The 13,638-nt window shown below is 52.4% G+C and carries 14 protein-coding genes; 9 read left to right on the top strand and 5 right to left on the bottom strand.

The window, feature by feature from the left end:
* The first annotated feature begins 124 nt into the window (after positions 1 to 124).
* The 9 genes from nfsA (at position 125) to rlmC (ending at position 9,084) form a co-directional block, all read left to right on the top strand.
* A complete protein-coding gene (nfsA, locus tag MYB54_RS13160; protein WP_248720862.1) occupies positions 125 to 844 on the top strand; it encodes an oxygen-insensitive NADPH nitroreductase in 720 nt (239 codons plus the stop codon).
* A 16-nt stretch (positions 845 to 860) separates the two neighbouring features.
* Positions 861 to 1,772: a 30S ribosomal protein S6--L-glutamate ligase gene (rimK, locus tag MYB54_RS13155; protein ID WP_014915049.1), complete on the top strand. Its 912-nt coding sequence runs from the start codon at positions 861 to 863 to the stop codon at positions 1,770 to 1,772.
* 266 nt (positions 1,773 to 2,038) lie between these two features.
* Entirely contained in the window at positions 2,039 to 2,518 is a 480-nt protein-coding gene (locus MYB54_RS13150; RefSeq protein ID WP_039275494.1) for a type III secretion system chaperone family protein, read from the top strand.
* 371 nt (positions 2,519 to 2,889) lie between these two features.
* A complete protein-coding gene (potF, locus tag MYB54_RS13145; protein WP_010277286.1) occupies positions 2,890 to 3,999 on the top strand; it encodes a spermidine/putrescine ABC transporter substrate-binding protein PotF in 1,110 nt (369 codons plus the stop codon).
* Positions 4,000 to 4,200: 201 nt separating this feature from the next.
* The gene (gene potG / locus MYB54_RS13140; RefSeq protein WP_039501328.1) at positions 4,201 to 5,334 is read left to right on the top strand and encodes a putrescine ABC transporter ATP-binding subunit PotG; all 1,134 of its coding nucleotides are present in this window, start codon (positions 4,201 to 4,203) and stop codon (positions 5,332 to 5,334) included.
* 14 nt (positions 5,335 to 5,348) lie between these two features.
* Positions 5,349 to 6,314 carry a putrescine ABC transporter permease PotH gene (gene potH, locus MYB54_RS13135; RefSeq protein WP_010277280.1) on the top strand — a complete coding sequence of 322 codons (966 nt, stop codon included), beginning with the start codon at positions 5,349 to 5,351 and terminating at the stop codon, positions 6,312 to 6,314.
* Complete coding sequence (potI, locus tag MYB54_RS13130; protein WP_248720861.1) at positions 6,311 to 7,156, top strand: putrescine ABC transporter permease PotI; 846 nt, start codon at positions 6,311 to 6,313, stop codon at positions 7,154 to 7,156. The genes potH and potI overlap by 4 nt, the downstream gene beginning before the upstream one ends.
* Before the next feature lie 207 nt (positions 7,157 to 7,363).
* Positions 7,364 to 7,816, top strand: a complete 453-nt coding sequence (locus tag MYB54_RS13125; RefSeq protein ID WP_039509103.1) for a YbjO family protein — start codon at positions 7,364 to 7,366, stop codon at positions 7,814 to 7,816.
* Between the two features lie 125 nt (positions 7,817 to 7,941).
* Entirely contained in the window at positions 7,942 to 9,084 is a 1,143-nt protein-coding gene (rlmC, locus tag MYB54_RS13120) for a 23S rRNA (uracil(747)-C(5))-methyltransferase RlmC (protein WP_248720860.1), read from the top strand.
* 423 nt (positions 9,085 to 9,507) lie between these two features.
* Here rlmC and artJ (MYB54_RS13115) read toward each other — a convergent pair whose 3' ends face one another.
* The 5 genes from artJ (MYB54_RS13115) to artP form a co-directional block, all read right to left on the bottom strand.
* The gene (gene artJ / locus MYB54_RS13115) at positions 9,508 to 10,239 is read right to left on the bottom strand and encodes an arginine ABC transporter substrate-binding protein (RefSeq protein WP_010277268.1); all 732 of its coding nucleotides are present in this window, start codon (positions 10,237 to 10,239) and stop codon (positions 9,508 to 9,510) included.
* A gap of 359 nt (positions 10,240 to 10,598) precedes the next feature.
* On the bottom strand, positions 10,599 to 11,267 hold the full coding sequence (gene artM, locus MYB54_RS13110; protein WP_039499492.1) for an arginine ABC transporter permease ArtM: 669 nt from the start codon (positions 11,265 to 11,267) through the stop codon (positions 10,599 to 10,601).
* Positions 11,267 to 11,983, bottom strand: a complete 717-nt coding sequence (artQ, locus tag MYB54_RS13105) for an arginine ABC transporter permease ArtQ (protein WP_010277263.1) — start codon at positions 11,981 to 11,983, stop codon at positions 11,267 to 11,269. The genes artM and artQ overlap by 1 nt, the downstream gene beginning before the upstream one ends.
* An 11-nt stretch (positions 11,984 to 11,994) precedes the next feature.
* A complete protein-coding gene (artJ, locus tag MYB54_RS13100; RefSeq protein ID WP_039315670.1) occupies positions 11,995 to 12,726 on the bottom strand; it encodes an arginine ABC transporter substrate-binding protein in 732 nt (243 codons plus the stop codon).
* 20 nt (positions 12,727 to 12,746) lie between these two features.
* A complete protein-coding gene (gene artP, locus MYB54_RS13095) occupies positions 12,747 to 13,475 on the bottom strand; it encodes an arginine ABC transporter ATP-binding protein ArtP (protein ID WP_280927623.1) in 729 nt (242 codons plus the stop codon).
* Positions 13,476 to 13,638: the final 163 nt, after the last annotated feature.

Here is a 13,638-nt window from a genome sequence, read left to right as displayed (position 1 = left end):
GTTACAACGATTTGCTGAAGCTATTAGGTGGTGGGGTAATGCAGATTCCGCCCGAGCTACGATATAATTTCGTCATACTTCAAGCTGCCTATGAGATGTACTTTACCGACTGAAGGATGCCAGTGTGACACCAACGATTGATTTGCTACAGCGCCACCGTTCTATTCGCGCGTTTACGTCTCAGGCCATAACGGATGAGCAACGCCACGCCATCATTACCACCGCACAAAGTGCGTCCAGCTCCAGTTTTTTACAATGCAGCTCAATTATCCGTATTACCGATCCTGCGGTGCGCGAAACGCTCGTTCACTATACTGGCGAGCAAGGCTATGTGGCGCAGGCGGCAGAGTTTTGGGTCTTTTGTGCCGATTTCCACCGGCATGTGGCGATCTTCCCACAGGCAGAAACCGGGCTGGCTGAGCAATTGCTGATTGGCTGCGTCGATACTGCGCTCATGGCGCAGAATGCACTGGTTGCCGCCGAATCGCTGGGGTTGGGTGGGGTATTTATCGGCGGGATCCGCAATCGAATCGCTGACGTGACGCAGTTGTTGCAACTGCCAACGTTGGTTCTGCCGTTGTTTGGTCTGTGTCTGGGGCACCCAGACGCGGACCCCATGCTGAAACCGCGCATGCCAACCGTGATGATGCTGCATGAAAATGTCTATCAGCCGCTCGACCGCGATGTGCTGGCGCAATACGACCAGCAGATGGTGGAATATTATCTGCAACGTACCGGTAGTCGTCGTGAAAGCTGGAGCGAGCACGTGGAACGGACGCTGAAAAAAGAGTTACGTCCATTCATGCTGGACTACTTACATCAACAAGGATGGGCGATACGTTAGTATCCGTAGGATATTTATGAAGATAGCCATTCTGTCTCGTGATGGGGCGTTATATTCCTGCAAACGTCTGCGTGAAGCGGCTGAGGCGCGCCAACACAGCGTTGAGATTATCGACCCGCTTTCCTGCTACATGAATATCAATTCGGCGGCGCCATCGGTGCATTACCGTGGGCGTCGGCTGGATAAATTTGATGCGGTTATTCCGCGTATCGGTTCACAGATCACGTTTTATGGTACGGCGGTATTGCGCCAGTTTGAAATGCTGGGCAGCTACCCGCTGAATAATTCTGTCGCCATCATTCGCGCCCGCGACAAACTGCATTCGCTGCAACTGCTTGCTCGTGAGGGGATTGACCTGCCGATCACCGGATTTGCTCATTCGCCGGATGATACCGGCGATCTGATTGCGATGGTGGGCGGTGCGCCACTGGTTGTAAAGCTGGTGGAGGGCACGCAGGGAATCGGTGTGGTATTGGCCGAGACGCGACAGGCGGCCGAAAGCGTGATTGATGCCTTTCGCGGGCTGAATGCGCACATTCTGGTGCAGGAGTACGTGCATGAAGCGCAGGGGAAAGATATCCGTTGTTTTGTGATCGGCAACCGCGTTGTTGCGGCGATTGAGCGACAGGCGAAAGCGGGGGAATTCCGTTCAAACCTGCATCGCGGCGGGTCGGCGAATAAAGTGAAAATCACGGCGCAGGAGCGTGCGATTGCTATCAAGGCGACAAAAACGCTGGGGCTGAATATCGCGGGCGTTGATATATTGCGTGCCGATCGGGGGCCGCTGGTGATGGAAGTCAACGCCTCGCCGGGGCTGGAAGGGATTGAAACGACGACCGGGCTCGATATTGCCGGCATGATGATTGAGTTTATTGAGCAAAATACCCAGAGGCGCTTCGCAATATCGGCAACAATAAGTAAAAGTTAGCTTTCTGAAACAGGGACCGCGCCGTAAAATACTGCGTTCCTTATTTTGGCGTGTAAGCACCGGACAGCGGTGCCATCCGGTGTGTCATCATGCCGTGGAACGAGGAAAGCGGGTGGCGGGGCGCTTTTATCATGGCATCGTCGCGCAATATTCCGTAAGCTATGGGCCGTTTTTAACGCTGTTTCTGTTTTAACATCGCTTCTGTGTAAACGGTGTTTTCTTTTCAACAACGCTGTCTGTACGGCGGCAGGTATGAGGCAAACATGATGGATTCACTCATCGTCCCGGATTTGGCTATGCTACGGCGGTGGCTGGATCAACTGAACATTCTGTATTTCGAATGTGATTCCTGTCAGGCGCTCCATCTTCCTCATATGCAAAATTTTGATGGCGTGTTCGATGCGAAAGTTGATCTGGTAGATAACGTGATTCTGTTTTCTGCTCTTGCCGAAGTGAAGCCCAGCGCGTTGATTCCTCTGGTTGGCGATCTGAGCCAAATCAATGCCAGCTCGTTGACCGTCAAGGCGTTTATCGACGTTCAGGATGATAATCTGCCGAAACTGATTGTCTGCCAGTCATTCAGCGTGGCCGCTGGCATGACGTTGGAACAATTCAGACATTTCATGCAGCAGTCCGAAGAACAAATCTCAATGGTGATCCTTGAGGCCGGCGCTAATAATCTGCTGTTTATCGGCGAGGAAGAAGAGGGCTCTGCTGCCAGAGTCACCACCTCTCATCTGCATTGATACGGTTGCTGCCAACGGCAGCAATTGGTTTTACTTATTTTCCTTTCACCGCCATTTATTCTGATTATTTCGCATTATTGCCAGATATTTCTCTTTGTTTGCCGCTAAACGCCTTCATCACATCGATAAAATGTGAATAAATAATCGTTAAAACCCATTTTTTACGTTCAAGTATGGTGCACACGATGTTGTGGGGTTATGCTTTATTCCTGTAAGACACAGACAGCGGAATCAGGGCTATGTGTGTGTCTGGGCGAATAAAAATCGGTGCATACTCATTCACCGATTGGAGAGCGCGGCAGGACATATTTTGTATCGGAACGATACATACTACTCCCACGAATCACCCCCTTGAATGGAGGAAGGAACGGATGTTCACCCAACGTAAAAAATGGCTATCGGGTGTTGTTACCGGCTTGCTGATGGCCGCGTCCGTCACCGCATCTGCGGAAGAGAAAACGCTGCATGTTTATAACTGGTCCGACTATATCGCGCCGGACACGTTAGCCAATTTCCAGAAAGAAACCGGCATTAAAGTCGTCTATGACGTGTTTGATTCCAACGAAGTGTTGGAAGGCAAGCTCATGGCGGGCAGCACGGGTTTTGATCTGGTGGTGCCTTCTGCCAGCTTCCTGGAGCGCCAGCTCTCTGCGGGAGTTTTTCAGCCATTAGACAAGAGCAAGTTACCGAATTACAAAAATCTGGATCCTGAGCTGATGAAGCTGATTGCGCAGCACGATCCAGAGAATAAATATGCCCTGCCTTACCTGTGGGCGACCACGGGCATCGGCTATAACGTTGAGAAAGTTAAAGCTGCGCTGGGTGCCGATGCACCGGTTGACAGCTGGGATCTGGTTCTGAAGCCGGAGAACCTGGAAAAACTGAAAAGCTGCGGCGTCTCCTTCCTGGATGCACCGGAAGAGATCTTCGCAACCGTGCTGAACTATCAGGGTAAAGATCCAAACAGCACCAAACCGGGTGATTACACCACGTCTGCGACCGACCTGCTGCTGAAACTGCGTCCGAGCATTCGCTACTTCCATTCATCGCAGTACATCAACGATCTGGCAAACGGCGATATCTGCGTCGCAGTAGGTTGGGCTGGCGATATCCTGCAGGCAGGAAACCGTGCGAAAGAAGCGAAGAACGGGGTGAATATCCAATACAGCATTCCGAAAGAAGGCGCGTTGGCATTCTTTGATGTCCTCGCTATTCCAAAAGATGCTAAAAATCTGGATGAAGCCTATGCGTTTCTGGATTACCTGATGAAGCCGGAAGTGATGGCGGGAATCAGTAACCATGTGTATTACGCGAGCGGTAATCTGGCCTCCTTGCCGTTGGTAAATGCAGAGATTCGTAACAACCCAGGCGTTTATCCGCCGGCGGATGTGCGTGCCAAACTGTTTACGCTTAAGGTGCAATCTCCTCAGATTGACCGTACGCGTACGCGTGCATGGACTAAGGTTAAAAGCGGCAAGTAGCCTCTTGGATCTGATAGTGCCCAAGAGCTTGAGGGTTGCTGGTTGCGGCAACCTGATGGATGGGTATAAAACGTGGCAAAGAACAGGCGGATAATCCGCCTGTTCGCGCTCTATTTTGTGTCACACTGCTGAATGCAAAAAGCGCCGAATGGCGGCATCTGCGGTGTGGCTTGTTCTGCTTTTGCCGGAGAGCAATGCGAAGTGAATGACGCGATCCCCCGCCCTCAATCAAAACCTCAAAAAGCAGCCACACCGCTGCTGGAAGTGCGTAACCTGACGAAGTCGTTCGACGGTCAGGCCGCCGTCGATGATGTCAGTCTGACTATTTATAAAGGCGAAATTTTTGCGCTGCTGGGGGCATCCGGCTGTGGGAAATCCACGCTGCTGCGTATGCTGGCAGGTTTTGAGCTCCCCACGCAGGGGCAGATTTTTCTGGATGGTCAGGATTTATCATTGGTGCCGCCTTACCAGCGTCCCATCAATATGATGTTCCAGTCTTACGCGCTGTTCCCACACATGACGGTGGAAAAGAATATCGCGTTTGGTCTGAAGCAGGACAAACTGCCGCGTGCAGAAATCAAAGATCGTGTGGAAGAGATGTTGTCGCTGGTGCACATGCAAGAGTTCGCCAATCGTAAACCGCATCAGCTTTCTGGCGGTCAACGCCAGCGTGTTGCGCTGGCTCGTAGTCTGGCGAAGCGCCCTAAACTGCTGCTGCTTGATGAACCGATGGGCGCGCTGGACAAAAAATTGCGCGACCGTATGCAGCTTGAAGTCGTCGATATTCTGGAGCGTGTGGGCGCGACCTGCGTGATGGTAACGCACGATCAGGAAGAAGCCATGACGATGGCAGGCCGTATTGCCATTATGAATCGCGGTAAGTTCGTACAGATTGGCGAGCCGGAAGAGATTTATGAGCATCCGAACACGCGTTTCAGCGCGGAGTTCATCGGCTCAGTCAATATGTTTGAAGGGATCTTGCAGGAACGTCAGGACGATGCGCTGATCATCAAAAGCCCTGGACTCGTGCATCCGCTGAAGGTGGATTCGGATGTCTCGGTGGTCGATGGCGTTCCGGTCTACATCGCGTTGCGTCCAGAGAAAATCATGCTGTGCGAAGAAGTGCCGGCTGATGGCTGTAACTTCGCGGTAGGGGAAGTGGTGCATATCGCCTATCTGGGCGACCTGTCGATTTACCACGTCAGGCTTAATAGCGGGCAAATCATCAGCGCGCAGTTACAAAATGCCTACCGCTATCGCAAAGGCACACCGACCTGGGGAGATGAGGTTCGGCTGTGTTGGGATGCCGATAGCTGTGTGGTTCTGACGGTGTAGCGAGGAAGAATGTCATGACTTTATTTCCCGAACATAACACGGCGGAACCACCGGGCAAGGCCAGACTCTGGCTCCGTGTACTGATGGCGCGCTGGCGTCAAAAACACGGACGTAAGCTGGTCATCGCGCTGCCATATCTGTGGCTGCTGCTGCTGTTCATGCTGCCGTTCCTGATCGTGTTCAAAATCAGTCTTGCAGAGATGGCGCGGGCGATCCCGCCGTATACCGATCTGGTCTCGTGGCTGGACGGCAAGCTGGATATTTCCCTGAACCTTGGGAACTACCTGCATTTGTTGGACGATCCGCTGTATTTCGATGCCTATATGCAATCGCTTCAGGTTGCTGCCGTGTCGACGCTGTGCTGCCTGCTTATCGGTTACCCGCTGGCCTGGGCAGTGGCGCACAGTAAACCGTCAACGCGTAATATCCTGTTGTTGCTGGTGATTCTTCCATCATGGACGTCATTCCTGATTCGCGTCTATGCCTGGATGGGGATTCTGAAAAATAACGGTATCCTGAATAACTTCCTGCTGTGGCTGGGCGTGATCGATGAACCGCTGGTTATTCTGCATACCAATTTGGCGGTGTATATCGGTGTCGTGTATTCCTATCTGCCGTTTATGGTGCTGCCGATCTATACCGCGCTGATGCGTCTGGACTATTCGTTAGTGGAAGCGTCGTTGGATCTCGGAGCGCGACCGCTGAAAACCTTCTTCAGCGTGATCGTCCCCTTAACGAAAGGTGGAATCATTGCGGGCTCGATGCTGGTCTTTATCCCAGCGGTGGGGGAGTACGTGATTCCAGAACTGCTCGGCGGGCCGGACAGCATCATGATTGGCCGTATTCTGTGGCAGGAATTCTTCAATAACCGCGATTGGCCAGTGGCATCTGCCGTTGCCGTCGTCATGCTGTTGCTGTTGATTATGCCGATTATCTGGTTCCACAAACATCAGAGCAAAACGGCGGAGGGTGAGGCGTGAATAATTTACCTGTTGTTCGCTCACCGTGGCGTATTGTGATTTTGGTGCTGTGCTTTACGTTCCTCTATGCGCCGATGCTGATGCTGGTGATCTACTCGTTCAACAGCTCCAAGCTGGTGACCGTATGGGCTGGCTGGTCGGCACGCTGGTACGTCGAGCTGTTCCACAATACGGCGATGATCAGTGCGGTACTCCTGAGCCTGACGATTGCTGCCGCCTCGGCTACGATGGCCGTGATTCTTGGCACGATCGCCGCCGTGGTCATGGTGCGTTTTGGTCGTTTCCGTGGTTCTAATGGTTTTGCCTTTATGCTGACAGCGCCGCTGGTTATGCCAGATGTGATTACTGGCCTGTCGCTGCTGTTGCTCTTTGTGGCATTAGGGCATGCCATTGGCTGGCCAGCGGAAAGAGGGATGCTCACCATCTGGCTGGCTCACGTCACGTTCTGTACCGCGTATGTCACCGTGGTGATCAGCGCGCGACTGCGTGAACTGGACCGTTCGATTGAAGAAGCGGCAATGGATCTGGGCGCGAACCCGTTCAAGGTGTTCTTCATTATTACAGTGCCGATGATTGCTCCTGCGCTGCTTTCCGGCTGGCTGCTGGCGTTTACGCTGTCGCTGGACGATCTGGTTATCGCCAGCTTCGTTGCAGGGCCCGGCTCGACAACGCTGCCAATGCTGGTGTTCTCCAGCGTCAGAATGGGCGTTAATCCACAAATTAACGCATTGGCTTCCCTGATATTGTTAGTCGTTGGTATTATTGGGTTTATCGCCTGGTGGTTTATGGCGAGGGCAGAAAAGCAGCGCTATCGCGATATGCAAAAAGCGAGACGCGGCTGATTCGATCTCTCACCGTAATTTGTTAGCCTAGCGAAGATGACCAGCAACGCCGCCAGAGTATGGGGGCGTTGCTGTTTTGTATGGCAATCAAGTTTTGTATGACTATCAAGTTTTATATTGGCATCAGACGTTATATTGATGCTGTATTTTTGGCGGGTAAATACCGCATGAAGGGAGAGCGTTGAAATTCTGTATATGAAGAAGGAAATGACACAACGCAAAGTTTATGCCCCGGTGCCTGTGATGGTGGCGGGGATTGCGATTATTGCTACCCGCGTTTTGGGGATTTTGCTGCTTGTCTGGGAGCTAGGGTTCAGCGATTTGAGCGGCTGGATTGGCAGCAATGCAGAAGCCTGGGATTCAACGCTGGTGCTACTGCTGTCGCTGGTTGTCGTCGGTGTTGAAATTCGCTGTGGTTTTGCCGTTTTGGCTGGAGTGAACTGGGGGCGATGGGGTTATGTGGTCTGTCAGGCCGTCGTGGTGTGTTACCTGCTGCTGGCATCGCTGAGTGAATTTATGCCAGCGATATTCCATATCTCAGGAGAAAACAACGCTGCCGTGCTGCACCAGCTCCTGCTGCAAAAGATCCCAGATCTTCTGGTGATTGTTTTACTGTTTCTGCCACGACGCAGTAAGCGTTTTTTTCTGCGTCAGAAATAGATATTTCTCTCTTATGAGCCACTCTGGCTGAAGGCGTCGCCCATAAATCGGCAAAAGGTCGCAGGGTGACGCCGTCAGGGTGATATAATCTTCGCATTCCGTATTATTTTAATAGTTAGATTTTTATGCATTGTGCCCGCTACAGCACGGGAACCTGTCGTTCCTGCCAATGGTTGGAAAAAGCCTACCCGCAGCAATTGTCTGATAAGCAGCAACATCTTGAAGGTTTGCTGCAACCGCATGCCGTGCAGTGCTGGTTGCCCGTGCAGCCTTCTGCCCAGTCTGCCTTTCGTAATAAAGCCAAAATGGTGGTGAGCGGCAGCGTGGAACGCCCGCTGCTGGGAATGCTACATCGTGATGGAACGGCGGTGGATCTCTGCGATTGTCCACTTTATCCCTCCAGCTTCGCACCGATTTTCGACGTGCTTAAGGTCTTCATCGCTCGTGCGGGGCTGACGCCTTATAACGTGGCTCGACGCCGCGGGGAGCTGAAATACCTGCTGCTGACGGAAAGTACGCAGCACGGTACATTCATGCTGCGCTTTGTCTTACGCTCGGAAACCAAGCTGGCGCAGCTGCGTGCCGCATTGCCCTGGCTACAGCAGCAGTTGCCACAGCTTGAGGTGATATCCGTCAATATTCAGCCCGTGCATCAGGCGATTATGGAAGGGAAAACGGAGATTATCCTGAGTGACGCTGCCGCGTTGGCTGAACAGTTCAACCAGGTGCCGTTGTATATCCGTCCGCAAAGCTTTTTCCAGACGAACCCTCAGGTGGCAGCCGCGCTGTATGCGACGGCTCGCGATTGGGTAGCAGAGCTGAATATTACCAGTATGTGGGATCTGTTTTGCGGGGTAGGGGGTTTTGGCCTGCACTGTGCATCATCGGAGATGCGTCTGACGGGGATTGAAATCAGCGCCGAGGCGATAGCCTGCGCGCGTCGCTCTGCGGAACAGTTAGGGTTGAAGCAGGTCGAGTTTCAGGCTCTGGATTCAACGCAGTTCGCGACCGCTAAAGCGGAAATTCCTGAGTTGGTACTAGTCAACCCGCCACGCCGTGGTATCGGCAGTGAACTGTGCGCCTACCTGAGCCGCATGGCACCGGACTATATTCTCTATTCCAGCTGTAACGCTGAAAGCATGGCGAAAGACATGACAGAGCTGACGAATTACCGTGCGCTGCGTGTACAGCTATTCGACATGTTCCCGCACACGGCACATTACGAAGTGCTGACGTTATTGAAACGTGATGATATCGAGAAAATCTAGTTCATCTATGTTCTTTGTGGAGCCTGCTGTATCAGGCGTAAAAAATTGCGCTGAGGTGGGCGTGGCCGCCGGATGAGCGGCATGGACGCCGCGAAAGTCTGCGCCGCGTCAGACAAAACGCCAGAGGCGTTTTTGAACAGCACTTGTGCTGGCCCGAAGGGCGAGCCCCATTTATGGGGCGAGTAAACGCGTCGCAGACGGTCCGAACAGCGGATACGAACGCCGAAGGCACCGAGAAGCGGCGCAATTAACGCCGAAAAGCCAGTGGTCAAGGCGCTGCGGCGTTTGAGCGCGCCTTGTCGGGCGTGTGATGAAATGACAGAAGAATACTGTAATTAACACGCCCGAAACCTTTAAACGACCTAACACGTAATCGTGGAAGCGTTCGATAACGCGGTGCATTCACACCGCACAGATCAAATCTTATTGCGGGAACCACTTGTCGTTGATGGTTTTATAAGTGCCGTCCGCTTTGATGGCGTCCAGCGCTTTATTCAGTTTCTCCAATAGCGCCTTGTCATCAGGACGAACGGCGATGCCTAGTCCGGTGCCGAAGTATTCCGCGTCAGTCACATGTTCGCCGACCGTTGCCAGTTCAGGGCTCGCCTTGATCCACTCGTTGACGACAGCGGTATCACCGAATACACCATCAATACGGCCATTTTTCAGATCCAGAACCGCGTTCTGGTAGCTGTCATAAGAGACGGTTTGCACTTCCGGGTGCTTATCATGCATGTACTTCTGGTGCGTCGTGCCGTTTTCCATACCAATGCGTTTGCCCTTCATCGCGGCAAAGTCGCTGAATTTCCCTTTTTGCGCGATAACGACGGCTGAGTTGGCATAGTAAGGTTGTGTGAACGCGACCTGCTTGCTGCGCTCTGGCGTGATGTCCATACCGGAAATCACGGCGTCATAGCGACGGAATTTCAGCGCAGGGATCAGGCTGTCAAACGCCTGATTGGTGAATGTACAGGTCGCCTGCATTTGCTTACACAGCGCTTTCGCCAGATCCATATCGAAACCGACGATTTCGTTGCTGGCATCCAGTGACTCAAATGGCGGGTAGGTAGCTGATGATGCAAAACGGATGGTGTCTGCGGCGGTGGCGCTGAAGGCGATTCCTGCCAGTAACGTGGCGAGCACTAATTTTTTCATTACCTACTCCTGTCTGTTTTTCTTATAGTGCATACCCGTCATACTTCAAGTTGCATGTGCGTTGGCTGCGTTCACGCACCCGAATCACTTACTCAAGTAAGCTCATCGGGATGCCTTCTCTTGCCGCCTTCCTGAAACTCGAATTATTTAGGGTATGAATATATGTGCGGAAGGGTTCCGACGTCATGGCGATTACCATGCCATTGATTGAATTTATATTCAATTAAAATGATTAATAAGTCGATTTATTGCATGTTTTTGCGTCAGCAACGGCTCGTAAGGAGGGCGGTCAGGGATGGCACGCCATAAAAAAGCAGGCTATCAAAGCCTGCTTTCTAAGTGGATACATGCAATAAGCATTAATTGCGGCGTTCGAATGCCAGCGAGCGCCGTTCAACCCAGCGCATCAGTAGTGTCAGTAACCCATTGACGCACAGGTAGATAATCCCTGCGGCACCAAACACCATCACATCATACGTCCGGCCGTACATTAGCTGGCTGTAGCCCATCACTTCCATCAGCGTGATGGTGTAAGCCAGTGAGGTACTCTTAAACACCAGCACCACTTCATTTGAATAAGAAGACAGCGCACGTTTAAACGCAAATGGCAGCAAAATACGCAATGTTTGCTTCTGATTCATGCCCAACGCGGCACAGGATTGCCACTGTCCGGCGGGAATCGCTTTTACTGCACCATAGAACAGTTGCGTAGTATAAGCCGCGCTATTGAGCGCCAGTGCCACCATCGCACACAGCCACGGTTGTGAAAGCAGGTTCCACAGCCAGGGGATTTGCTGGATAGAAGTAAATTGCCCGGGCCCGTAGTAAATCAGAAAGATTTGCACCAACAGCGGCGTACCGGTAAACAGCGTAATGTAGCCTTTCGCCAACAGCGAGATGACCGGCGTTTTGAGCGTCAGCACTACAGTCAGCAGCAGCGATAACACCAGTGCCACGACGATGGAGACCGCCGTTAAGGTCAGGCTGGTATGCAGGCCTTTTACAAGCTCAGGTAAATAAGCGAGCATCAGGAAGGCCTCCGCTCAAAACGCGTGGTGCGCAGTTCAATGCGTTTCAGCACGTACTGACTTAACAGCGTAATAATCAAATAGATCGCCGCCGCGACAACGTACCAGGTGAATGGCTCCTGCGTCCGTGTCGCAATGCTTTTGGTTTGCAGCATCAAATCGTTCACGCTGATCAGCGACACCAGCGCGGTATCTTTCAGCAATACCAGCCACTGATTGCCTAATCCCGGCAGGGCGTGACGCCACATCTGCGGCATGATCAGACGGAAAAAGATCGCTGCTTTACTGAGTCCCAGCGCCTGACCCGATTCCCATTGTCCTTGCGGGACGGCTTTCAGCGCGCCGCGCAGCGTTTGGGATGCGTAGGCGGCATATAGCAGCGCCAGCGCAATCACGCCGCACAGGAAGGGGCTGATTTCAAACATGCCAATATCCAGTTTTACCGGAATCTGCACGATGAAGAGGTTCAGGGTAAATCCGTCTGCCAGCATCATCAGCAGCTGAGAAGAGCCGAAATAGATGAACAGCACGACCAGAATTTCTGGCAGGCCGCGCAACAGCGTCACGACAGCGGTTCCCGTCCAGCTAACGGCTTTCCAGCGGACAGTTTCCCAAACGGCAAACAGCATCGCCAGCACGAGGCCGAGCACCAGTGCACAAACGGCAAGGCCGACGGTCATCCCGGCGGCGCTTGCAAGAGGTTGAAATTCAATCATTGAGCGTCAGATTACTGCTGGAACCATTTTTTGTAGATGGTCTCGTAAGTGCCATCCTGCTTGATTTTGTTGAGCGCAGTGTCGAATTTTTTCAGCAGCTCATCGTTGTTCTGGCGCACGGCGATGCCCAGACCGACACCGAAGTAACCTTTATCCGTCACTTTCTGACCCACGGTTGCCAGCGCATCGTTCTGCTTCAGCCATTCGTTCACCACAGCGGTGTCACCGAACACGGCATCCAGACGACCATTTTTCAGATCCAGCACGGCATTCTGGTAGCTGTCGTATGGCACGGTTTTGATATCGCTATGCTTTTCCATCAGGTATTTCTGATGGGTGGTGCCATTCTGTACACCAACGCGTTTGCCTGTCAGCGCGGCGATATCGGCAACTTTCCCTTTCTGAGCAATAAACTGAGCGGAGTTGTCATAGTAAGGCTGGGTGAACGACACCTGCTGCTGACGCTCAGGGGTAATGTCCATTCCCGCGATGACGGCTTCGAAACGGCGGAATTTCAGGCCAGGGATCAGGCTGTCGAAGGCCTGATTGCTGAACGTACAGGTCGCCTGCATTTCTTTGCACAGTGCATTGGCCAGATCGATATCAAAACCCTGGATCTGGTTATTGGCATCGACAAATTCGAACGGAGGGTAGGAGGCTTCGGTTGCGAAACGGATGGTATCTGCGGCGTTAGCAGAGGCGGCACCAACGGCGAATAAGGCTGCAACAATCAATTTTTTCATTATCATTTTCCTGATAGTAATCAATGTGACAAATAACCAGCGAATTCAGGCGTCTGCGGCTGGGTAAAGTGCGTCGCATCCCCTTGTTCAACGATGCGGCCGTTTTCCATATACACCACACGGCTGGCCGTTTTACGGGCAAATTCAACTTCGTGGGTCACAATCACCTGCGTAATGCCAGTTTCTGCCAATTCACGGATGATGTTGACGACCTGAGCGGTAATTTCTGGATCCAGCGCGGCGGTCGGTTCATCAAACAGGAGAACCTGAGGTTCCATCATCAGCGCACGGGCAATCGCGACACGCTGTTGCTGTCCGCCAGAAAGATGAAGAGGAAAGCGATCGGCAAAGTCATTAAGGCGCAGACGCGTCAGCAGTTTGTCTGCCCGCGCTTTCGCCTCTTCCTTACTCAGCCCCAGCACGCGGCAGGGCGCTTCGATCAGGTTCTGCACTACGGTCAGATGCGGCCACAAATTATATTGCTGGAACACCATCCCGACATTCTGACGCAATTCACGGATCGCGCTGTCGGATGGCGTGCGCTGAAAATCAAACTGATTACCGGCGATGGAAAGCTTGCCAGAACGTGGCATTTCCAACAGATTAAGAACGCGTATCAGCGAGCTCTTTCCCGCACCGCTGGGACCAAGAAGAACCAGCGTTTCACCCGCAGGACAATCGAGGGTGATATCAAATAGCGCCTGGTATGTGCCGTAGAAACAGTTAATGCCGTTTAGTTGAATACTCATGCGTAAGAATTGAATAGACATTGATGCGGCGAATGTTAACGTCGGCAGAATAGTTATGCAATCACCGTGGGTTAAAATTTGCCAATAAGCGATTTGTTGGTTAAATAATAGCACAAAATAGTGACTTACGGCTGAGCACGTGCTTTCTCATCGCGATGCCAGC

It is taken from the genome of Pectobacterium nicotianae (assembly GCF_023272715.1).
Taxonomy (GTDB): domain Bacteria; phylum Pseudomonadota; class Gammaproteobacteria; order Enterobacterales; family Enterobacteriaceae; genus Pectobacterium; species Pectobacterium brasiliense.
Note: the sequence above shows the minus strand (reverse complement) of the source record. Positions and strands in the feature narration are given on the sequence as shown.